General features: G+C 30.5%; 19 protein-coding genes, 5 pseudogenes and 1 riboswitch. Of the genes and pseudogenes, 10 read left to right on the forward strand and 14 right to left on the reverse strand.

The genetic code is table 11. The features are described 5' to 3' along the window. Positions 1 to 336: 336 nt before the first annotated feature. The 4 genes and pseudogenes from V5E38_RS11070 to V5E38_RS11085 form a co-directional block, all read right to left on the reverse strand. Complete coding sequence (locus V5E38_RS11070) at positions 337 to 1,923, reverse strand: recombinase family protein (RefSeq protein WP_499213335.1); 1,587 nt, start codon at positions 1,921 to 1,923, stop codon at positions 337 to 339. 109 nt (positions 1,924 to 2,032) lie between these two features. Continuing rightward, positions 2,033 to 3,037 (reverse strand): annotated as a pseudogene (locus tag V5E38_RS11075) (KamA family radical SAM protein); the annotation flags it as partial. Positions 3,038 to 3,241: 204 nt separating this feature from the next. After that, positions 3,242 to 3,370 carry a YjcZ family sporulation protein gene (locus tag V5E38_RS11080; protein WP_499213336.1) on the reverse strand — a complete coding sequence of 43 codons (129 nt, stop codon included), beginning with the start codon at positions 3,368 to 3,370 and terminating at the stop codon, positions 3,242 to 3,244. Positions 3,371 to 3,605: 235 nt separating this feature from the next. Further along, positions 3,606 to 5,177, reverse strand: a complete 1,572-nt coding sequence (locus V5E38_RS11085; RefSeq protein ID WP_499213337.1) for an L-lactate permease — start codon at positions 5,175 to 5,177, stop codon at positions 3,606 to 3,608. Positions 5,178 to 5,581: 404 nt separating this feature from the next. On the opposite strand from V5E38_RS11085, the gene V5E38_RS11090 reads away from it, so the two are divergent. Continuing rightward, the gene (locus V5E38_RS11090) at positions 5,582 to 6,541 is read left to right on the forward strand and encodes an LCP family protein (RefSeq protein WP_499213338.1); all 960 of its coding nucleotides are present in this window, start codon (positions 5,582 to 5,584) and stop codon (positions 6,539 to 6,541) included. An 80-nt stretch (positions 6,542 to 6,621) separates the two neighbouring features. On the opposite strand, the gene V5E38_RS11095 is transcribed toward V5E38_RS11090, so the two are convergent. The 3 genes from V5E38_RS11095 to V5E38_RS11105 all read right to left on the reverse strand — a co-directional run bounded on the left by V5E38_RS11095 (position 6,622) and on the right by V5E38_RS11105 (position 8,945). After that, positions 6,622 to 7,272, reverse strand: coding sequence for a histidine phosphatase family protein (locus V5E38_RS11095; RefSeq protein WP_499213339.1), 651 nt, complete (start codon positions 7,270 to 7,272; stop codon positions 6,622 to 6,624). 29 nt (positions 7,273 to 7,301) lie between these two features. Continuing rightward, positions 7,302 to 8,663, reverse strand: coding sequence for an NAD(P)/FAD-dependent oxidoreductase (locus V5E38_RS11100; RefSeq protein ID WP_499213340.1), 1,362 nt, complete (start codon positions 8,661 to 8,663; stop codon positions 7,302 to 7,304). 129 nt (positions 8,664 to 8,792) lie between these two features. After that, the gene (locus V5E38_RS11105; protein ID WP_353615942.1) at positions 8,793 to 8,945 is read right to left on the reverse strand and encodes a putative holin-like toxin; all 153 of its coding nucleotides are present in this window, start codon (positions 8,943 to 8,945) and stop codon (positions 8,793 to 8,795) included. Between the two features lie 159 nt (positions 8,946 to 9,104). On the opposite strand from V5E38_RS11105, the gene V5E38_RS11110 reads away from it, so the two are divergent. Both V5E38_RS11110 and V5E38_RS11115 read left to right on the forward strand, forming a co-directional pair. After that, positions 9,105 to 9,335, forward strand: coding sequence for a hypothetical protein (locus tag V5E38_RS11110; RefSeq protein WP_499213341.1), 231 nt, complete (start codon positions 9,105 to 9,107; stop codon positions 9,333 to 9,335). Positions 9,336 to 9,528: 193 nt separating this feature from the next. After that, positions 9,529 to 9,753 carry a hypothetical protein gene (locus tag V5E38_RS11115; RefSeq protein ID WP_499213342.1) on the forward strand — a complete coding sequence of 75 codons (225 nt, stop codon included), beginning with the start codon at positions 9,529 to 9,531 and terminating at the stop codon, positions 9,751 to 9,753. A 217-nt stretch (positions 9,754 to 9,970) separates the two neighbouring features. On the opposite strand, the gene V5E38_RS11120 is transcribed toward V5E38_RS11115, so the two are convergent. Continuing rightward, complete coding sequence (locus V5E38_RS11120; protein WP_097977278.1) at positions 9,971 to 10,198, reverse strand: hypothetical protein; 228 nt, start codon at positions 10,196 to 10,198, stop codon at positions 9,971 to 9,973. Positions 10,199 to 10,475: 277 nt separating this feature from the next. Then, positions 10,476 to 11,164: pseudogene (locus tag V5E38_RS11125) on the reverse strand (Crp/Fnr family transcriptional regulator). Between the two features lie 360 nt (positions 11,165 to 11,524). On the opposite strand from V5E38_RS11125, the gene V5E38_RS11130 reads away from it, so the two are divergent. Both V5E38_RS11130 and V5E38_RS11135 read left to right on the forward strand, forming a co-directional pair. Continuing rightward, the gene (locus V5E38_RS11130; protein ID WP_499213343.1) at positions 11,525 to 12,517 is read left to right on the forward strand and encodes a hypothetical protein; all 993 of its coding nucleotides are present in this window, start codon (positions 11,525 to 11,527) and stop codon (positions 12,515 to 12,517) included. A 117-nt stretch (positions 12,518 to 12,634) separates the two neighbouring features. After that, positions 12,635 to 12,790: pseudogene (locus tag V5E38_RS11135) on the forward strand (DUF4303 domain-containing protein); the annotation flags it as partial. Here the strand turns inward: V5E38_RS11135 and V5E38_RS11140 are convergent. After that, positions 12,789 to 12,958 (reverse strand): annotated as a pseudogene (locus tag V5E38_RS11140) (DUF4303 domain-containing protein); the annotation flags it as partial. The pseudogenes V5E38_RS11135 and V5E38_RS11140 sit on opposite strands and share 2 nt — an antisense overlap. A 2-nt stretch (positions 12,959 to 12,960) precedes the next feature. Between V5E38_RS11140 and V5E38_RS11145 the strand changes: the two are divergent. Next, a pseudogene (locus tag V5E38_RS11145) lies at positions 12,961 to 13,100 on the forward strand (DUF4303 domain-containing protein); the annotation flags it as partial. Positions 13,101 to 13,346: 246 nt separating this feature from the next. Here the strand turns inward: V5E38_RS11145 and ade are convergent. Beyond that, on the reverse strand, positions 13,347 to 15,068 hold the full coding sequence (ade, locus tag V5E38_RS11150) for an adenine deaminase (RefSeq protein ID WP_499213344.1): 1,722 nt from the start codon (positions 15,066 to 15,068) through the stop codon (positions 13,347 to 13,349). A gap of 32 nt (positions 15,069 to 15,100) precedes the next feature. Next, positions 15,101 to 15,203, reverse strand: a riboswitch (purine riboswitch). 233 nt (positions 15,204 to 15,436) lie between these two features. Here ade and V5E38_RS11155 point away from each other — a divergent pair. Next, entirely contained in the window at positions 15,437 to 16,195 is a 759-nt protein-coding gene (locus tag V5E38_RS11155) for a DUF4397 domain-containing protein (RefSeq protein ID WP_499213345.1), read from the forward strand. A gap of 62 nt (positions 16,196 to 16,257) precedes the next feature. Here V5E38_RS11155 and V5E38_RS11160 read toward each other — a convergent pair whose 3' ends face one another. Beyond that, complete coding sequence (locus V5E38_RS11160; RefSeq protein WP_499213346.1) at positions 16,258 to 17,361, reverse strand: histidine kinase N-terminal domain-containing protein; 1,104 nt, start codon at positions 17,359 to 17,361, stop codon at positions 16,258 to 16,260. Between the two features lie 310 nt (positions 17,362 to 17,671). On the opposite strand from V5E38_RS11160, the gene V5E38_RS11165 reads away from it, so the two are divergent. Then, complete coding sequence (locus V5E38_RS11165; protein WP_097977268.1) at positions 17,672 to 18,061, forward strand: YueI family protein; 390 nt, start codon at positions 17,672 to 17,674, stop codon at positions 18,059 to 18,061. Positions 18,062 to 18,124: 63 nt separating this feature from the next. Here V5E38_RS11165 and V5E38_RS11170 read toward each other — a convergent pair whose 3' ends face one another. After that, positions 18,125 to 19,474, reverse strand: a complete 1,350-nt coding sequence (locus V5E38_RS11170; RefSeq protein WP_499213347.1) for a hemolysin family protein — start codon at positions 19,472 to 19,474, stop codon at positions 18,125 to 18,127. A 493-nt stretch (positions 19,475 to 19,967) separates the two neighbouring features. On the opposite strand from V5E38_RS11170, the gene V5E38_RS11175 reads away from it, so the two are divergent. Then, positions 19,968 to 20,429, forward strand: a complete 462-nt coding sequence (locus tag V5E38_RS11175) for a MerR family transcriptional regulator (RefSeq protein ID WP_499213348.1) — start codon at positions 19,968 to 19,970, stop codon at positions 20,427 to 20,429. 137 nt (positions 20,430 to 20,566) lie between these two features. After that, complete coding sequence (locus V5E38_RS11180) at positions 20,567 to 20,758, forward strand: hypothetical protein (protein WP_056466342.1); 192 nt, start codon at positions 20,567 to 20,569, stop codon at positions 20,756 to 20,758. A 44-nt stretch (positions 20,759 to 20,802) separates the two neighbouring features. On the opposite strand, the gene V5E38_RS11185 is transcribed toward V5E38_RS11180, so the two are convergent. Continuing rightward, the gene (locus tag V5E38_RS11185) at positions 20,803 to 21,360 is read right to left on the reverse strand and encodes a hypothetical protein (RefSeq protein WP_097977262.1); all 558 of its coding nucleotides are present in this window, start codon (positions 21,358 to 21,360) and stop codon (positions 20,803 to 20,805) included. Positions 21,361 to 21,742 lie beyond the last annotated feature (382 nt).

Here is a 21,742-nt window from a genome sequence, read left to right on the forward strand (position 1 = left end):
TTCTCTCCAAAAAATTCTCTTAATTTTATAATAATATTACCATATATTTCTCTTGCATTTGGTTTCTAAAAATTACCAAACCTTATTCAACTATCCTGCCATTATGTTGAATAAGAACAAGCAAATTTATCAATTTTTTATATATTTTATTTTTGTTATGGTTGTGTTTTACTTGTCTAATCATATAGTTAGAAATTTAGTAGGTTTAAGGAATTATTATATAGTTTTGGACACTAATAACTGATATTTCAATTGCTATTATTTTATTCTTTATCTACAAAGAATAATAAAACCATCTAAAACACAACAAAAAAATACCTATGTTAACAAATGTTATCAAAGGTATTCTAATTCAATCGTAAACGGTGCGTTCCGACGTATAGTGTTATTTGGAGATAAGTTTTTCAACTCTGAATCTAGCATACGATTATAATATATCTTACGTATAAACCGTTTTAAGTGTGTATTTATCTCCATAGGATCTGCATTACCATTTTCTATATCATCTAACACAGTTAAAACATTAGATAGCTTATCTGTTACTGTTGCCGTATTAGTATTTGCTAGCTTCATGGTTACTTCTTCTCGCTCTGCTTTTATTGATTCAATAGTATCCGTTATTTCTTCCTTCTTACTTGCTATTTCATTTACTGTAAATATACCGCTAATTGCTAATTCAATTAACTTGTTAAATTGTTTTGTTTGCTCTTCTATTTTCCCATTTATATGAATTAACTGTTCTTCCAAATTGGTTGTTAAATCAGTTGTATCACCATTAAGTAGTAGTTCAATTTCCAGTTCTACTTCACCCCTTAACTTACCCACTTCCTCCATGACTAACTCTTCAACGTAAATAACGTTAATACCCATATTGGGGCATTTAGTACCATCTTCCATTAAGTACTCGCACCCTTTAATGTAATAACTTTCATTTCTATTATTTTTACAAATCACTAGCTTTCTTCCACAGTTATGGCAATAACATAAATCTTTTAAAATGCTTACCCCTGTTACAGAACTAGGTCGTTCTCTTATAATCTTTGCCGTTTCTGCTCTAGCATCTCGAATACCGTTAGCCATTTCCCAATCCGCTACGCTAACAATTGGGGGGTGTGCATTTTCTACCTCTATCGTATTAAGGTTAATATACACATACTTACCATTCTGCTTAACTCGCTTACGATCATTAAACACTACCATCCCCTTATAAGCTGGATTACGAATGATACGTCTAATACTTGGTAAGTTAAACGCTTTACCTGTTGCACTTTTATATCCTTCTGCATTGAGTATATCTCGTATACGATAACTTCCTAAGCCTTCATTTTGCAGCTTATATATGTAACGGATAATATCTGCACTTTTCTCATCTATTTCTAACCGTTTAGTATCCTTATTACGTTTGTATCCATAAGGTACAGTACCACTAACATGCATACCTTGTTTAACCATTGATAATTTATTATTTTTACTACGAGCACCTATTAAGGAGTGTTCTTGTGAAGCAATTAAACTTCCAAAACGGTACATTAATACGTCAGATTGACTATTCGCCAAGTCGTAAATTCGTTCTCTTGTAATGATTGGCTTATTATAATCTACACATGTCTGCAACACTTTTTCACTGATCAGTCCGTTACGGCTTAAACGACTCAACTCAACTACCAATATCCCGTCATATAGTTCAATATCGTTTAACATGCTTTGTAGTTGCGGACGATCGCTTAACTCTGATTTACCACCGCTTAAGACTTCTTGGTACAGTTCGTATGCCCAACCACATTCCTTAGCATATTCCATTAACATGGATCTATGGTTAAGTAATGTGTCTGCGTTTTCGCCTTTCTTCTCTTGAGATATTCTTAAGTAAATAGCAACGTTGTGGATGCTGCTAGCTATGTTATTTTTTTCTAAGGTATTCAAAGTAACCCCCCCCTTAATTATTATTACTGTGCAAAAGGTTAAAACCGTACAAAATTTTGTATAAAATTAATCATACAATGAAATGAAAAGTACTGCATTATAAAAATGCAGTAGGTACTGCATAACCAGAAGTATGACCACGTAACCCTTCAATAATCTCCAACCCTTTTGCAACTGGTGCTCTAAAATGACCAATTCCTTCTGATAAATCACACTGATAAATATAATATGGTCTGACTCTTATTTTTACTAAGTCATGCATTAACTTTTTCATAATTGGTACGCTGTCATTAATCCCTGTTAAAATAACTGATTGGTTCCCAACTGGAACACCAGCATTTGCAAGCATTTCACACGCTTTTTTTGCTTCTTCAGTAACTTCAATGCTCGTATTGAAGTGTGTGTTTAACCATACAGGATGGTATTTTTTTAATATTTCACATAAGTTTTCAGTAATTCTTTGTGGGAATACTACGGGTGCTCTTGTGCCAATTCTAATAATTTCGACATGATCAATTGCTCTTAAATTTTTTAAAATATATTCCAAAATATTATCATTAATTAATAATCCGTCTCCACCTGAAATCAGTACGTCTCTTACTTCTTCATTTTCACGTATATAGGCAATTGCTTCATCTAATTGTTTTTTTGGAACTCCCATACCAATTTGGCCTGAAAATCGACGTCTTGTACAGTAGCGACAATACATTGAACATTGATTTGTAACTAAAAAAAGCACTCGATCGGGATATCGATGAGTTAATCCAGGAACTGGACTATCATCATCCTCTCCTAGTGGATCTTCCGAATCATATTTTGTTTTATTTAATTCTTTACTAATTGGTACAGATTGCATTCTAATGGGACAGCGTGAATCAGTTGGATTCATTAAAGAAGCATAATATGGCGTAATATTTAATGGAATTGTTTTCGTTGATATTCTTACCCCTTCTTCTTCATCTTTCGTTAAATCAATCACTTGTTTCAAGTCATCCAATGTTCTGACTGTATTCGTTAATTGCCATAACCAATCGTTCCATTGTTCATCCGTAACATCTTTCCATAGAGGAATATCTTTCCAATGCCTTTGAGGTTTATAAAGCTGATTTTTCATTTATGGTCCTCCTTGTTTAATAGGACAATTTAAATTAACTAAATTAAGTAAAAGTTTCTAGTTATATACCTACTTCTTTATATGCACTTAATAAAAAGTTGGTGAAAAGTGAAAAGCTTAAAAAACAGTATGAATTCTGTATAAAATGAAATAAACCGACTAACTAATCGTTAGTCGGTATCTGTGGCTGACGCTCAATAGTTTTTAGCAAGTTACAAAAGACGCACCGATGATAATTAATAAAATAAACAATACAACGATTAACGCAAATCCTCCGCCGCATCCCCAGCCACAACCATGGCCTCCGCCGTAGTAAGGTGAATAACCCTTCATTTAGATTGCCTCCTTCACTTAACTTTTAGAAATCACAATAAAGTATATGTAAGGTTTACAATCCTTGTTACATAGGCATTTGACCATATTTCTAGTGAAATTAAATAGATTTTTGGATCTAAACTTAACCTTATAGAGCTAAACTTATAGGTATATGAATAAGTAATCATTTTTTAAAAATCAACTTAAAGAAATAAAAAAAGTCTTGAGAAAAATTCTCTCAAGACTCTAAAACTTAATAAATAAATGATAATATATATGTCCAAATACAAACAAATGCCAGTAATCCAAAACTATATTTTAAAGTCATCTTAGTTAAATTTGATTCATTACCTGTTTCACCTACTGCAGCTGTTGCGATTGCAATTGATTGAGGTGAAACTAGTTTTGCAATTACCCCACCTGCAGTATTTGCTGATACTAATAACGAAGGATTTGTACCTAAAATATTACCTGCTGAAACTTGAATTGGAGCGAATAAAGTATTGTTATTTACAACAGAACCAGTCATAAATACACCAATCCATCCTAATATTGGAGATAAGAATGGAAATGCATCTCCAGTGTGTGCAACAGCTTGACTTAAAGCACTTGTTAATCCTCCATATGTCATCAATTTCGCGATACTAATAATTGCACAAATCATGATAATCGGTATCCAAAATTCTGTGATTGTTTTTTTAAGTAGAGCTAAGCCTTTCCTTACATTTATTGATTTAGAAGAGAAAATAGTAACTAATCCTGCTAATAATATTGCAGTACCTGTTGCTCCGATTAGATCAATGGTGACATTTATTGTAGAACCTGGAACAACGAATTTTATTACCGTAGCAGCTAGTGCTCCTCCATCAGCGAATAAACCTTTAAATGATTTTAAGCTCCAAATTAATACGAAAATTGTTAGTAAATAAAAAGGTGACCATGCTTTAATCACATCACCCATTGAATATGATTCAGTTTTAAACTCTTTTCCATTTAGTAAGAAAATATTTTTAGGTTGCCATTTTTTAAGAAATAATGCTAAAACACCCATTGTTAATAATGAAGGAATAATATCTGCTAACTCTGGTCCTAAAAAGATTGTCATAATAGCTTGAGAAACTGTATAAGTAATAGACGTTACTAAAATTGCCGGTAAAATTTCTTTAATTCCTTTAAATCCATCGATCAACCAAATTAACAGAAATGGAATCGTAAAATTAATAATCGGTAATGTTAGTGCAGTCATAATTGAAACTTTCATTGAAGTTACACCATGTAATCCAAATGTATCAATAATTCCCACTGGTATTCCAATTGCTCCAAATGCACCAGATGCACCATTCGCAATTAAACATAGCATAGCTGCTTGTAACGGTTTAAAACCAACTGAAACTAATAATACCGCACAAATTGCAATCGGTACTCCAAAACCTGCTGCCCCTTCAAGAAATGCATTAAAACAAAATCCAATCAATAAAAACTGAATCCGTTGATCGCTCGAAATACCAACTATACTGCTACGTAAAATATCAAACTTCCCAGATTCAACTGTTATTTTGTATAACCACACAGCCATTACAATGATATAACCAATTGGCCATAATCCTTGAATGGTTCCTTGGGTAACACTTCCAATTGATTCACCAATTGGTAATTTAAAGATTGTTTGTACGATTATAAACGTAATTCCAAGGTTTAATAACGCTGCATATATACCTTTCATTTTTAACACTGTTAAGCATATAAGAAATAATAGAATCGGTACAGCCGCTACTAGTGCTGAAATTGCAAGATTATCAAATGGATTAAAACTATCTACTAACATTTGGTTTTCTCCCTTGTTTAGGTTCTTAGATTTAACCTATAAAATCTAGTGTCCAACCTAATTATTTTATTAAATAACTTCACAAATTTTATTATCATTAATATTGCCTTATTTAATAATTAATATTTATTTCAAACTCTCTATATTTTGTGAAATAATTCACATAAAGTGATAAAAAAAATAATCTATTTACCTAATTTATTCGTTTTTATTTGTGAAGAATTTAACAAATTAAATTTTATACTATGTATTATTACTTAACAATGAACAATTATTTCTATTTATGGAAAAATACGGTATATCTCTATTTTCTTTTTTTGTTATGTATTTTCAAAATATTAGAGGGGAAATATAAACTAAAATACATAAATAGACCAAAAACATATAGAAGGAGTAATAGATTCATGTCAAAGTTCTTGCGCATATGCCTTCTTTCTTTTCTTGTTTTCTTTTTGACCAGTTGTCAAATTAAACCAACAGATCATGGCCAAAGCCAATCAAATCCACTAAGTGAGCAAAAAATGAGCTTTAAAAATAAACTTTTAAAAAACTCATTATTTTTCCTTGTTATTGGAGTTGATTCTCGGGGCGAAAAAAACTCACGTTCAGATAGTATTGCAGTAGTTCAATATAATGTTGAAGACCGAACTTTAAAAGTTGCCTCAATATTAAGGGATTCATTTGTTAAAATTAAAGGATATAAGTATGGTTACGGAAAAATTAATCAGGCCTTTTATTTAGGTGGAGAGAAACTACTAAAAGAAACAATTTATAATAATTTCGGGATTCCAATTGACCATACGGTTATAATCGATTTTAAAGGTTTTGTCGGGATTGTCGATACACTTGTTCCAGAAGGTATAACAGTTAATGTTAGTCAATCAATCATTAATGATATGAACTTAAAAATGAAACCTGGAAAAAATCGACTACATGGTGAGCAGCTCTTAAAATACGTACGTTTTAGACATGATCATGATAATGATTTTGGAAGAGTTCAACGACAGCAAGAAGTATTGTTAAAAGTCGTAAGTGCCGTTAAAGAAAAGTTAAATACTTTTGGTGGAATCGCTAGAGTACCTCTTTTATTAGACGAAACAACAAAATATGTTTCAACTGACTTAAAATTAGATGAAATACTTTCGCTTGCTTCCATTGCCTTTTCTCAACCAATTGAAAAAATTGATCGCTTGAGTATTCCTGTTGATGCTGGCTTTACAAACGAAACTGTTGAACATTCAGGGGCAGTACTAAAATTAAACTTTTCTAAGAACAGACAAACAATTAAGCAATTTTTTAAAGCTCCTGCCCCAGTAATAAATAGTAAAAATAGTAATGGTAATAAAAAGTTGAAAAATAAATGATATATTGAACTTCACAAAAAAGAGAAGGTTGTTATCCTTCTCTTTTTTGTTTATTTTTTATCATTCTGATTTTTGCACTTTCATTGATTAAAAGAAATCACCTTATAAGTATCAGATGAGTATTCCAAGATTGTGATACTAGCGTTTTTTATTTCTAGTTCAATATTAAATTCCTCTGAAAACTTTTTTACTATATTACGAATCGTATTGCCATGAGTGACAATTAATACATTCTCATCGTTTTTATTATTTTCGATAATTAGTTCATTTAGCCCTTTTTCAATTCGCTCCCATAGCTCGGAATAACTCTCTGCATGATGGTATGGATCAGATTCTTTTATAAAATTTGTAATATCTTCTAGGGATCGATTTCTTAATAGTTCTCTAAAGGAAGAATAACCGTGATCATGTGCAACTTTACCTAAGGCAACTGCTGAGAATTCTCCTTCAAAACTACCAAAAAAGGATTCTCGGAAGGCTTTTGTTTTTCTAATTACAGGAATTTCGTAACTGTTTTGCTGTAAAATTAGTTCTGCCGTTTCAACAGTTCTACCAGAATCACTAGTATATACACGGTCAAACTGGATATCTGATAATCTATTTCCACATTCAATGGCTACTAGTTTTCCTTCTTCTGTTAATGGACTGTCGGCCCACCCTTGCATTCTTTTATAACGATTTAAATAAGTTTCACCATGTCTAATTAAATATAAATGAATTCTATTTTTCATCTAATCACCCACAATGTGAATTTTGAAATCTAGTTAAAACAAGTTAAATATTGATCCTTATTTGCCAAAAACTTACCTAAATAAATCCCACTAGCCGCTGCTTGGGATAACGAGTGGGTAACTCCGGAGCAATCTCCAATTACAAATAATCCTTCTATACTCGTTTGAAAGTTTGAATTGGTTTCTATAATCGGTGAATAAAACTTTCCATCCATTCCGTAAAGAAGTGTATCCTCATCAATTGTCTCTCCAATAAATTCTTCCAATTGATTCAAAAATCCTTGTAAAATATTCAAATATAAATTAGGAACTTCATTTTTAAGGTCACCGCAATCGGCATCTAATGTCGGCTTTATACTGTTTTTTTCCATTTTGACATTAGTTGTAGGCTCACCATTTAGTAAATCACCGAATCGTTGAACGACGATACGGTCTAAACCATTATTTATTTTCCCTATAATTTGCTTAGCGTAAAGATTTGCTTCATTCAGTGACTGAAAATATTTAGGTGTGAATAACGTAAAATTTAAATTAGTTGTTCCTGATTCTTTTTCCTTAAAATTTTGTCCATCAGGCATAACTAATCCTTCTTGAAACTTTCGAACGATTCTACCTTTTGGATTCATACAATATGTAGTTGAAATCAATTCATCATATTCAAAAGCGAGTTTCGTTTCGAATGTATCTTGTAAAATTGAACGTAGCTGCTGTTCTTTCATTTCAACTCTAATCCCTAAATCTAAACGAGTTCTACCTTGTTTAACTCCAAGGGAAGCACACTGTTCATTTAACCATTCTGTTCCGGATCTGCCTGTTGCAAATACTACATTTTTAGATTCGAATTTTTCTAAGTTAGTATCCAAATAGAATTGATTGTTCTCCTTTTTAATATCTAGAACATCAACTTCAAAGCGAATAGCAATCCTACTAGATAATTCGTGATATAGTCGTTCGAATATTTCTGTTGAAAGACGCGTACCGAGATGTCTAACTTCAGTGGTTAACATATGTAAATTGCAATCCTCGGCTTTTTTAGCCAAATTTGCATTTACAGTCGAATATTTTTGTACAGAACCTCCCCCAAAAAGGCATAATAGATCGTCAACCTCTTTCATTAATTGCTCAAGATTTTCTCTGCCTACCTTTTGAGCTAATTCTCCTCCAAAATCACATGAATAGTTAAATTTGCCTTCTGATTTACCAAGTCCTGCAAAGCCATAATATTTACCACAAACATCGCAATTGCATATTCCCCCTTTGTCTATAGCACAGGCCCTTTCCTCTAAAGACTTTCCTTTTTCAAGAATTAATACTTTTTGATTTGATTGTAATAATGTATATGCTAAAAAAATGCTACTTACACCTGAACCGATAATTGTAATATCATACATCTTTTTTCACCTTCTTGATTTTTTTCACTTATTCTAATTGTACAATAGTTACTATACTTAAGTGAAATCCCTAAATTATAATTGGTAGATAATATCTTTAGTAAAAAAAACACGCCTTATTTGGCGTGTTCAAGAATTTTTATTTTTATCCTTATCTTTAAACTCTAAAATGGCGATCACAAACATACCAAAGCTAATCATTAATGATAAAACTTCGAAAGTAAAAATAAAAACCGCCTCCTTACTTTTAAGACTTCCCGGAACCAAGTTTGTCCTATACATTCAACTATTTTTTTTATTTTAATTTTAAAAAACTATCTTTAAATAGAAGGATTAACATACGGTTCTTCGATGCTGCAGTTAATCCAATTTCTTCCACAAACTTTTTAAGGTCTATTTTTTGTTAAAAGTTGGAACAATATCACCATAGGAGGAATACAAATGGATTATTTCGAAGCATTTTTGAATAGTAAGAATTGGATTGATAATGATTTAGATGCAAGGTATATAAACATAAACCACCCCTATGCAATCTTAATTTCTGGAGAAGAAGGACAAATTACTTTAAGAGGAAACACCGGTATTGATAACGGTCAAAACGGAGAAGAAATTTTCTCCTTTACATCATTAAAAGAGCTACAAGAGTGGTTTGAAGATAATATTGGGGAATGAATTAGTTGTATTTAATAAATAATTCTACTCATGCCAAAATATAAAATTATTGGCTGAGTTTTTTTATTTTATTGCAATGTAAACCCCTCAAAAACATTCAATTAATCTAGTCGATTATAAAAATTAATTTTTATGAATACATAAAGGATATTGAAGCATTTGCAACGAATAATTTTCTTTGGAGGTGTTTGATATGAGCAATAAAAATAATGAATTGAATGGTAATAAAGAAGATTTGTATCTTGAGGTAATCAACGAGATGAAAGGAATACAAATTCATTTATTAGAAGAAATCAATCGGTTAAACAGCGAAGTTAATTTTCTGATATCAGTTGTTCTACCAAATATAGATCGAGATAATTTAAATAATGATCAATTGGCCATGTTCGGAGAGATTGTATTGAATAAAAGAAGTTAAATAAAATAGTTAGTATTAAAATACTATCAAATGAAAAATTGATAAGTCTCTCAAGCAATCAAATCAAATTATGTTTTACAAATTACTTCTTTTTACCTCTTATAACCTTTACCACTTAAGATTGATTGTTAGATTGATGAACCAGAATCCATTGGTGTAAAAACATTTAAAGTAATGAAAATTATTTCTGCATCAAAATTCAAAAGAAATTACCGTTTTACTCTTCAATCTTTTTAGAAAAAACTTTACCGTTATTCAATTGACACCAGTCCAAATCTGTCGTGTCACTGTATTTTGAGTTAAATTCATCTATAGAAAGGAAAACTTCAATATTTCCTTTTTCAAGCTCTAAAAGAAGCGTATATGGAGTTAAACCGTAAACATTAGAAACAGCAATTAATTCACCTATATGTATCTTTTCTGAAAAATCAATTTTATCTTCCATTTATATCTCTCCTTACCCTTTGGAATTGGTATTCATAAATACTTTTATATACTTCCCTTAATACAAATATATCTTCAAAAATTCTTCAATATAAAATTTTTAAAATTAACCAATCTTCATTACAAATTCAATATAGTAAAAATGACTCAAGTATTTTTCTTGAGTCATTTTATTGTTGGCTTTACTTACCGAAATATTTGTATTAATAGTATTGTTAGGAATTAATTAGACCTAGTTTACAAATATATAAAGGAGCATGACATGTCATGCTCCTACTTTAGTTAAGTTCCGCTTGCATTTCTTCTATTTTTATAACAAAAAAACCTTCTGAATCAACATTAACTAGTTCCTTTTTCTTAATTGATTTATAGTCCGATTTACTGTCTCTCTAGATGAACCAATCATATTAACAAGTTCGCGATTCGTAAAATGAGTTGTTATTTTATATTGATTTTTATCTAAAGATACCCCATTTGATTTACATAGTCATAGTAATAACGTGATGACTTGATCATATTTATTATGTAATGTTTGTTCAACTAATCTAGCTTGTAGATCAATAATTTTTTCTCCAAGAAACAGTAAAAACTTAATACATAGTTCAGGATACTTAATCAAAATTTGCTCAAATTCCGCGACTGGTGTGATAATTAGCTCCACTGTTTTAAGCACTTCAGCATGTGCTGGGAAGGTTCCTTTTCAAAATAAACCAACATGAGGAAACATCTCACCAGTTCATGGTACTGAAACAATTTGTTCTCTATCCGACAGATCAGTTATATATATTTTTATTTTTCCAGAGTGTATAAAAAACACGCGATAAAGTTTTTCACCTTGCAAAAAGACAAATGATTTTGCTTTAAATAATCTCATATGTGAAATATCCACTATCGATTGAAGCTCTTCATCCGAAAGATCTTTAAAAAGTGGTTCTCTTTTAAAATGATTAAAAATCACATCTGACATTCAAAATACTCCTCTATAAAAAATTCCTTCTACTTCGTTAAATACAAGTATTTACCTATTTCCTTTATATAATTAACAAAAAAAGACCCCTGTACTAGGATAAGTAGTTCAGTTTCAGTGACCGTTGAAGAAGACTGCAAGAGGCGATGGTAAGAGTAACATTTATGCAAACTTCAATCCGAAGTATGCAGAGTACGCAATGACTAATCTTAGAACTTATTATAACTTCTGTGAAGCCTACAAATCAGCCGATGGGAAAAGATATAATCTATTTAAGATAGTTCGTCATATATTAAGCGAGAGGCTATTGGGAATTTATGTTAACATATACATTATGGAAGATTAAAAGAGGTGATTTTATTGGTTTTTTCTACCAAATCATGTGAAGCCTGTAAATTAAATTTAATAAGTGTTGAAGAAAATTCTGAGGACCCCAATCAACCTTATAAACTATGCGATTATTGTCATGAAAGATTATTAAAACGATCTTTGAGACCGATTGAATGGTACAATTTAGCGGTTGTCCATTCACCCAAAAAGTATTTACTACATGATGATTTTTACGAAGATGATGGTGAAGCTTGTCAACCAGAAGAAGACGTAACTGTAACAAAAAAAGATAAAGCACCTACTTTAAAAAAGGTCCGAAAAGATTTAGAGTCATTGTTAGATTTCTCTATAACTAGATGGTTTCTTGAGGATGATGTAATTAGTGCCCTTAAAGCACATAATGATTTATCAATTTTAAAATCTGTTAAATCAAGGTTTTATGCTACTGGAAATTATGAAATAAAATCGCGAATGTTGGAATTAGTGGCTGATGTCTTGGGTAGTTCTGCTTCGGAATGGATTAGAGAACTTTGGGATAATTATGATGAAGAGTTACTATTTGAACTATCGTTGGCGACATCGAGCAGTTTACCAACTGAAGAAGGTTTATATAATGTGTTTAATAAATTGAAATTGGTCAATGAAAAAGAGTTACCGAAACAAGCGTTTAGTTGTTTATATCGTTTCCGTTCAAGTGATGTATTAGATTGGATAGAATTGAATAGTATTGAATTTAATGATAATTGGGGTAGGCTCGCAGCAGTAAGCTTTCCAACTTGGGAGAGAATGAAATCGTGGTTAAATAAAGGAAGACCTCTCAGCTTAATCGCTCTTGACACAATGGCAAATTGTGTAGTTAGAGGTGGGGACCTTTATGTAGAGAAATTCAAACCAAAAATACTAGAAACAAACAAAAGTGAAATTGAAAATGTTCTTGATGGATATTATCAAAAAGATGGCGTTCCTCGTGTTAAAAATAGAAGGGAAAGTATTTTATATAACAAAAAAATTATATTCGCTTAGTTACAGGAAAAGGACAACTTATACTAATAATTGGCTCAGTTAACGTTTAATGTTGATTTTTAGTTAAGGTTGAAGTATGTTACAACATTTCACTACATAAAGAACGAAGAAAATACGGTGAAAATGCATCTTCAAGTAAGTTTATATGTTGAGTTGAAAAATGCAATTCGTTGTCATTATAACGAATTTATAAATAGGTGTGGTGTTGACACGTTATATGGATACTCATTATTAACAGACTATGATGTCAGTAGCATTGGACCTGTGGCTAAAGTTCCATTAACACATTTAACGATTCTTTCAACAGTCTATTTACTCGCAGAAGTCATCTTCGACGGTTTCATGATATTTCTTAATAATTTTGTTTACTTCATCAAACATTCCGAAATCGTCCCATTCGCTCCACTCAACAACTCCGTATCTATAATTATTATATAAAGGTTGAATCAGAAGGATTGTTCGGAGACAGAAATGATAATCGATTTATTGTCATTTGTGTAACTGATTCATCGAACGAAATCAATCAGCTCGATTGCTTAATACATTAAAAATATACGATGAATATGCTTCAGAATTTGCATAAGTATGAATATAAGTAAAACTGCTCTCTATAAGAGGCAGTTTTCTTTTGTTCGAAAGTCAACAATTAATATTAACAGAGCCTAATAATTAAAAACGCTTGGAATATTCCAAGCGTTTTTATATCTAAATATACTTTAATTTGAATAGTCAATTATAGAGCTATTTAAGTAGTTATTTACACTGTTATTTTACATTTTCTCCAAATTATCTGAACTACTTATTATTAGGAGTCTTCATTTTATTCTATTTATTCACCAGGAAAAACCGGAATAAATTTAAATTCATTTACATTAAATAATCCTTTAGTCGTTAGTTTTATACTCGGGATAACAGGTAGCGCTAGAAATGCTAATGTTAAGAAAGCATTAAATGTATTGTTTGGTCTAATTTGAAGTAAGGATTTTTCAATTTGATGTAATCCTGCCTCTACTTCTTCAGCAGATTTATTACTCATTAAACCGCCAATCGGTAATGATAATTTGGCAATTACTTTTCCAGATGATACGACTACTATTCCACCGTTCATTTCTTCAATTGTTTTAATGGCAAGGTACATATCATGATCATTCATACCGGCAACAATTAATTGGTGTGAATCATGAGCAATGGTTGTAGCGATTGCTCCGTCAATTAAATTTAACCCTTTAACAATTCCTAGACCAATCTCTTTTTCAGAATGATAGCGATCTATTACTGCTATTTTACATAAGTTTTCGGCGACACTTGGAATAAAATGAGTATCTTCACTTGATAATTTTTCAATTATATGGTTTGTTACAATACTATTCGGATTAATTTCAATTATATTTGCTAGCGTTTTAGAGTCTGTTTTTAATTCAAGATCTTCAATTTTTAGATCTCCTAAGCTTACTTTTGAATCAATTAAATTTGACTCTTCATTTTTAATAAGTTTACTTATTTGTTTGTTTTTAACGATAAACTCATTTTTACACCAAACGTCCGTAATTTCTACTAATTCTAAATCGTTTAAAAATACAAAGCTTGCTTCATATCCAGGAGCAATTGCACCCTTTTGTTTTAAACCATAGCATGTTGCTGGATTTAATGTTGCCATTGAATAGGCAGTCACTGTGTCAATTCCATATTTGATTGCTGTTCGAATACAAAAATCAATCGAACCTTCTTTCATGATATCGTCTAAATGTTTATCATCTGTGCAATACATAATTCGCTGTGCATTTCGATCATTTACTGCAGGTAATAAATCCATTAGATTTCTTGCAGCGGATCCTTCTCTAAATGCTACATATAACCCTGCTCTAAGTCTATCCATTACTTCCTGAACATTTGTACATTCATGATCTGTTGAAATACCTGCATAGGAATATGTGTTTATTTCATTTTTAGTTAGTCCAGCTAAATGACCATCGATCGGCTTTTGATAAGCGTGAGCTAATTTTAATTTATCGATCATTTGTTTTTCCATCGACATAACTGCAGGATAATCCATTACTTCAGCTAATCCAAGTACTCTCGGATGTGTCATAAAAGGCTCCAAATGTTCTGCATAAAGTATGGCTCCCCCACGCTCTAAAGAGGTTGCAGGTACACAGGACGGTAACATAACTCTAACGTCTAACGGAATATTTTCTGAAGCGGCTAACATCATTTTAATTCCATCCACTCCAGAAACATTTGCGATTTCATGCGGATCGCAAATAACAGTCGTTACTCCATGTGGTAGTACAGTTCTCGCATATTCACTAGGTAAAACCATTGATGATTCAATATGAACATGGGAATCTATAAAGCCAGGTGATATATATTTCCCTTCAGCATCTATTACTACATTAGCCTCATAATCACCTAGTCCAACTATTATTCCATTTGTAATTGCGATTGAATCCTCTATAATTTCTTTCGTAAAAACATTTACTATTTTCCCATTTATGATTAAAAAATCAGCCTTTTCAGCTTTTGTTGACGATTTCATTTCATGTAAGTTCATGTTTGTTTCCTCCTAAATATTTAGGAGAGAATATGCTATGTCATATCTCTCGTAGTCAAACTATATCGGCAGCTTGGTAGATACTCTTGGACCGGTAATTTCCAAAATTATACGAGCGTATTAAGAATCTCTTTATTTTTTAGTGATTCAGACTTTCTTCACACTGAATCATTTAATTTAAAGTGAATGAACTTAATTAGCTACTATTTAATTGTAAAAAACTATATTGATAGTATTCTATTAAATTTTGACTCTAAAAAGCAATAACTATTTTAAGGGTTTTAAATATAAAATAATTCATAATATTCTCGTTAATGAATATTATTTTAAATGGGATTGTAGGATGGTAATCATAGGAGGTATGTAGTTTGAACAAAGTCGTAGAAAAAAATCGAATAAACCCGAATATTTTTAATCATTTTTCATCCTATTCAAAAAAAGAGGACAATTTGTCCCAAGTAAATTTTAATCGCTTTGATTCGTTCCAAAGTCTAATAAATAATAGTTCACCAATAAGTTTTAAACAGGACAAAATAATAAAGCAAAATTTAGCTTGTATAAGACTCCTTAATGTTTTACCTAAAAAAATAAGCTTAGACATTTATATTAATCGTACTAAATTTATTTCGAATTTAACTTTTAAAGAATCAACTCAATATTTAACTTTACCTTCAGGGGAACACTTAGTTGAAATTTTTAAAACGAATGATCAATCAAAACCAATTCATTCAGAACAAATATCTTTACTCGCTGAGCAAAATTATACGATTGCTATTGGTCATAATTTTGCTCAAATCTCGCTGTTTTCTTATATGGATAATCACTCCTTGCCTCAAGGAGAAGCTAAAATCCGTTTTATTAATTTATCTCCTAATTCACCAAATTTAGATTTTGCAGTAAAGGCTGGTGAAGGCGACGTTGTTTTCCCAAATGTCCCATACCGAATAGCTTCAGAATATCTGCCTATATCGCCTATGACAGTTAATTTGGAAATACGTTTACCAGGTACGAAAACGATCATATTTCCTCTCTATAAATCAAAGTTTAAAGAAAATATAGTATATGATTTAATTTCAGTAGGGTGTGTTGAAGAGAACCCAAAATTTGAAGTTATTACATTATTTTAGACCGTTCTTAGATAAATATCTTTTATACAAAATAAAAAACTCGGACTAATCATCCGAGTTTTTTATGCCTCTTTTGGCAACGTTATGTAAAATGCTGTCCATTCATCATCAGAAAAACATTTAATATTGCCATCATGTTTTTCAATGATTTGTTTACATACAAATAAGCCAATTCCAGTACCATGATTTTTTGTCGTAACAAATGGTTCAAAAATTGTCCGTATGCTTTCTTCACTAATTTTAGGTCCATTATTTCTTATTTGAATTTCTATCTTATCCTCTAAATCTGAAACTTGATAATGAATCGTTTTTTGACCATCGTTTTCAGCCAAGGCATCGATTGAATTCATTAATATATTAAGTAAAACTTGACGTAGTTCATTTCTGAAACCTGGTATGTATATTTTTTGAGATATTCCTTCTTGTAAAATGACATTCGAATTTACAATACTCGGATATAAGAATTCTGTGATTTCTTTAAATAAATCATTAATTAAAAAGGATTCCACTATTTGATCATGATCCTTTTTCGAGACATGAAGAAATTGATCAATTCTAAAATTTAATTGATGCAATTCATGATCTATGATGTCTAAATATTTTAATTGTGGATGATCACCTTTAAGTAATTTTACAAATCCAATTATTGAAGTTAGTGGATTTCTGAATTCATGAACAAAACTAGCAGACATTTGTCCTAGGATTGTAAGTCTCTCTTTGTGAGTCTCGTCAATGAACTGTTTTTTCTCTTCTATATCTTGTGTAATGAGATATGAATAATGTTTTACTGTAAAATAAATAAACTGGTCAAAAACGTAGTTAATTTTATTAATGAGTGGCTGAAGTAGACTAATACTTTCTTCAAATTCAGACAAATGTTTAAATAGTTCACTTCTAGCTATATTTGAGTTATACACAAAATCTCCGATGTTAGCACTTGCCCTAGCTCGTTCAAGGGCGATTTTATGTGCCAAATCTTTGACTTGATCCTCATTTATTTTGCCCTTAATAAATAATAACGTAATGTCAATCAATTTAGTTCCATTAATGATAATCTCGGATTTAAATGGATCATTATCGCTAATTACCGCTTTAGCGACCCAATTCTTTACTAATGTAGGCATACTTTCCTGTATGAATGCGCTATACCTACTCTCTATTGACATATCAATAAGGAACACCTCCAATAAAAAATCTATTAATTAAATAGTAACAAATTTTTAAATATTCGTTAAGTAAAAAAATAAAAATTTGTCGAATTTATTACGACAAAGTAATATTTTTTACAATATTCTGTTAAATTGTAAATTAAATTTATGAATATTTCTTTCATTTCATTCAGCAACTGAACTTTACGATTTTCACTAGTTCTAGTAATAATAAAACTAAAAGTATACAAAAATGTCAATAATATGGTGTGTAGAATAGAATAAAGTTAGATACAATTAAATTAATAAACTGAAGGTAGGTATTTTAATGGCTGGAAATAATGTTGAAGATTATTTAATTAAAGGTATCTATGGCGAAAAGCAAATAAAAATTGAAGAACGAAATATTTTTTTAGGAACTATACGCGAAAGAATTGAAATTGCGTTAACTACAAGTCAAGTGATGGCAAATTCAATTTATCCAATCGTTGAAAAATCAATCAATATAAAAAATGTTACTTTATTATTAAATGGTACACTGCCATATAATACAATTTCAAAATATCTTTTAATGGCAAAGAAAAAAAATATTCCCTTTTCACTAGTCAATAATTTACCCGTCCCTACTCCGATCGGGCTTGTCGTTACGCATAATGACGCAATTGATAAAAATGAAATATTTATTAAAGATGAGCTTTATAAATCAACTAATTTTTAACTAGTTCGGTATGTGAAATTCCTTATAATGTGGGTAAAAGCGCAGCTCAATTGTTTTTACAATTTAAGTTGCGCTTTCTTCTTCAAGTTCAGGTTTTTTAATCGGTTCCCGTGTTAATTCAATTGATTTTATATAATGTCCGTCTAACCTAAGGACTTTAAATGTACAGTTATGATATTTAATCGAATCTCCTTCTTGCACATCAAAATTTTCAGTTAAAATCCACCCACCAATTGTATCAACATCTGTATCATCAATGTCTAAGCTAAAAACATCATTAATTTCACCAATTAAAACTTTACCTGCAATGATGAATTTATTTTCGCTTACTTTACTTATATCCTCTTTCTCATCAACATCAAACTCATCTCGAATTTCCCCAACAATTTCTTCTAAAATATCTTCAACTGTTACTAAGCCAGATGTACCCCCGTACTCATCAACTAATATCGACATATGTATATGTTCTCTTTGCATTTTAACAAGTAAATCATGAACTGATATTGATTCAATAACTTGAATGATTGGTCTAATATATTGTTCAAGTGTTTTTACCTCTGCTTCCCCTTTATGAAGAACAAAATCAGTAAAAACGTCTTTAAAATTTATTAAACCAACGACATGGTCCTTATCTCCATCTACAACAGGAAAACGCGTATATTTTTCTGTACTCATAAAGTGAATATTCTCATGAAAAGCTTCACGTAAATCAATTGCAACCATTTCCGTTCGAGGAACCATAATTTCTTTTGCTACTCGCATATTGAAATCAAATATATTGTTCACATACTTAAATTCAGATTGATTAATTTCACCACTTTTATAGCTTTCAGAAAGTAGAATTCTTAATTCCTCCTCTGAATGAGCAACTTCATGTTCTGAAGCAGGAGGAAGTCCAAATATTTTTAAGACCATCCTTGCTGAATTATTAAACAACCAAATGAACGGATAGGTAATCTTGTAAAAAAGAATCAAAGCTGGAGAAAACGTTAATGTAATCTGTTCAGCCTTTTGAATAGCGATTGTTTTAGGAGCTAATTCACCAACTACAACATGAATAAATGTAATAATTCCAAAGGCTAGTAAAAAAGAGATTGTGCCACTTACTGCAGTAGGTAAATGCAAATCGTCAAGTAATGGATGCAATAATTCATCGACAGCTGGTTCACCTAACCAACCTAAACCTAAACTTGTAACGGTAATACCAAGTTGACAAGCTGAAAGATATTCATCGAGATGCGTTATTACACGTTTTACTGCTCTTGCTTTTTTATTTCCCTCGCCAATTAACTGATCAATTCTAGAACTTCTAATTTTTACGATTGCAAATTCTGATGCAACAAAGAAGGCAGTAAATGCAATTAATACAACAACTAATAATAACTTAGTACCAATTCCAAACAATTGAGTCATCCCTCCAATTGGAAGTGAAGGCTATCTTCTTAACTAATATTTTTAAATTAGGCTTATCTTAGTATATTCAGTTAAATAATTTGTTATCAAAATTTTTTTTAGGCATTATTAAATCAGGATCGAAATGATTTTAGAAAGGTTTTGGATTTCCTGTTTTAACACTCAATATGACTTCTCCTTATTACCATTCTTTACCTTATTTCTATTTTCCTTCTCCAATCAGGTGTCTTGCATTATATGCTATTTATCTACTTTATATTCTAAAATTAGTAGAATATTTTGCTAAAAACACCGTAATTAACCGAGTTTCGATAAAAATCAATACAAAAGTAATTAAGTTTACATTTTCAGCCATTTTGAATGTTTAGATCCTATTTATTCTAAGTATTTTAAGAACTTTTGCCGAGTCAACACTAGTTTTGTCAACCTCAAAGGAATGTGCAATTTAATAAAGAATTTTTAATATATAAATTATTTGGAGGAGGAATAGCGTATGTATACAACTTCTCAAGTGGCAGAACAACTGCAATTAACAAATAAAAAAGTATTGTTTTTTTTAAAAAAAGGAAATTTAAAGGTAGAGAAAACTCATAATGGATATTTATTTACTGAGGAACAAATCGAACAAATTAAAGAAATTTATGAAGCTTCGATGCAAACGATTGAAACAAAACAAAATGACAATGATCAAATTGACATTATAAAAGAATTAACTCAAAAATTAATAAAACTTGAAGAAAAAGTTGAAACAAAAGCAAATGAAGTCGTTTCAGTACAAATTTTGGAACATCGATGTGAAATTGAAGATTTAAAGAAAGTAGTTGTTCAACTTGAAAATCAAGTTGAACAATTAAATGAACAAGTGGCCTTATTAAAAGCGGATTTAGAGGATCAGAAAAAGATTATTACATTTAAACCGAAAAAAAGATTTGCAATTTTATCGATATTCGGATAAAACAAAGCCTTACGAGGTAATGAAGCATGCAATGTTTGGCGTGCATTTAAAAACGTAGAAGAAGTTTCTTCTACGTTTTTTTTACATACTAAAATGAATGTTGGTCAAAAATAAATTTTATGAAAGGAGGAATTTCCATGCAAAAAAATGCGCGACAATATACTCAGGATGCTACTACTGAACTTAAACACGCAATTGAATGTCTTCAATCTGCATTAGAAACCGTTGAAAAACCACAAAACCACGAAAGAATTGAGCAAGCACTTCAAGCTTGTCAAACAGCTTATAATCAAACGAACCAGGCAGCAGGTATTCTTGAACAAGAATAGTATGTAAATTGAAAAACTCAGGTTATTCCCTGAGTTTTTCGTACTTACTTATCATAATACATTAATATTTCTTTAAATTCATCTGAGTATTTTAATAACTTAATAGCATGCTTAATATCCAACAAAAATGGTACAGCAATAATATCATCACTAATTTCAAAATATTCATCAATCGGTAAAATTTTAAACCCTGCACTTCTAGCAAACATATATAGTCTTTTATTTATTGTACCAATATACCAATCAGCGTTAGTCTGATTGGCATGATCATAACACGCAAGTAAAATTTGCTTAAAAAATCCTTTACCTCTATTTTCCCTTGTAATTAATAATTTACCAATTTCATAGATTTCTTCATTTTGAATATATTTAATATATTTGTTTTCGGAAAAATTATAATAATATTTATTTTGATCCTCATTTTCAATATTAAATTTACTAAATTCGAGGGTACCAATTAACTTTTTATCCGGATTACAAATTCCATAACGAGTAACTTCATTACTTCTTACTAAGAAAGGTATTTCGTTTTCTTCACAAAAATCTCCCCAAAGCTCGTTAAATAAATTATTCTCTTCTTTTGTATGAATAACACGAAACACTCTCACTCACCCCTATAATTCCTATATAAATATTCTTATCTTACGTCTATAAACCAACGTTTATACCAAATTTTAATATTGTCTCTTTAATTCTATTTATTTTGTTTGTTAAAAAAATATTTTATTGGCCTGTTTATATATGGCTCTATTGTATGGTAAAATTTAGCTTTTGGCAACGCTTACATATCTAATTATGTATAATTTGTGAAATCAAAATTATCTCATAATTAGTTTTCTAGTATAGATTAATACGATATTGTAAGTTTTCAACCGAAGTATTATTTCGTAATTTATCATATAAACAATGTATTAAAATGTCAAAAAACATCTTCGAATAAAAAAATTATGCCCTATGCCATCGATTGGTAAAGGGCACATTAAT

Source organism: Rossellomorea sp. GAMAL-10_SWC (genome assembly GCF_049568075.1).
Lineage (GTDB): Bacteria > Bacillota > Bacilli > Bacillales > Bacillaceae_G > Gottfriedia.

Excerpts from the sequence above, each read along its gene's own strand:
- ade (WP_499213344.1), bottom strand. The coding sequence starts at position 15,068 with ATGAACTTACATGAAATGAAATCGTCAACAAAAGCTGAAAAGGCTGAT.
- V5E38_RS11115 (WP_499213342.1), top strand. The coding sequence starts at position 9,529 with ATGAGCAATAAAAATAATGAATTGAATGGTAATAAAGAAGATTTGTAT.
- V5E38_RS11180 (WP_056466342.1), top strand. The coding sequence starts at position 20,567 with ATGCAAAAAAATGCGCGACAATATACTCAGGATGCTACTACTGAACTT.
- V5E38_RS11080 (WP_499213336.1), bottom strand. The coding sequence starts at position 3,370 with ATGAAGGGTTATTCACCTTACTACGGCGGAGGCCATGGTTGTGGCTGG.
- V5E38_RS11090 (WP_499213338.1), top strand. The coding sequence starts at position 5,582 with ATGTCAAAGTTCTTGCGCATATGCCTTCTTTCTTTTCTTGTTTTCTTT.
- V5E38_RS11105 (WP_353615942.1), bottom strand. The coding sequence starts at position 8,945 with ATGTATAGGACAAACTTGGTTCCGGGAAGTCTTAAAAGTAAGGAGGCG.
- V5E38_RS11110 (WP_499213341.1), top strand. The coding sequence starts at position 9,105 with ATGGATTATTTCGAAGCATTTTTGAATAGTAAGAATTGGATTGATAAT.
- V5E38_RS11175 (WP_499213348.1), top strand. The coding sequence starts at position 19,968 with ATGTATACAACTTCTCAAGTGGCAGAACAACTGCAATTAACAAATAAA.
- V5E38_RS11085 (WP_499213337.1), bottom strand. The coding sequence starts at position 5,177 with ATGTTAGTAGATAGTTTTAATCCATTTGATAATCTTGCAATTTCAGCA.
- V5E38_RS11095 (WP_499213339.1), bottom strand. The coding sequence starts at position 7,272 with ATGAAAAATAGAATTCATTTATATTTAATTAGACATGGTGAAACTTAT.
- V5E38_RS11120 (WP_097977278.1), bottom strand. The coding sequence starts at position 10,198 with ATGGAAGATAAAATTGATTTTTCAGAAAAGATACATATAGGTGAATTA.
- V5E38_RS11160 (WP_499213346.1), bottom strand. The coding sequence starts at position 17,361 with ATGTCAATAGAGAGTAGGTATAGCGCATTCATACAGGAAAGTATGCCT.
- V5E38_RS11165 (WP_097977268.1), top strand. The coding sequence starts at position 17,672 with ATGGCTGGAAATAATGTTGAAGATTATTTAATTAAAGGTATCTATGGC.
- V5E38_RS11170 (WP_499213347.1), bottom strand. The coding sequence starts at position 19,474 with ATGACTCAATTGTTTGGAATTGGTACTAAGTTATTATTAGTTGTTGTA.
- V5E38_RS11100 (WP_499213340.1), bottom strand. The coding sequence starts at position 8,663 with ATGTATGATATTACAATTATCGGTTCAGGTGTAAGTAGCATTTTTTTA.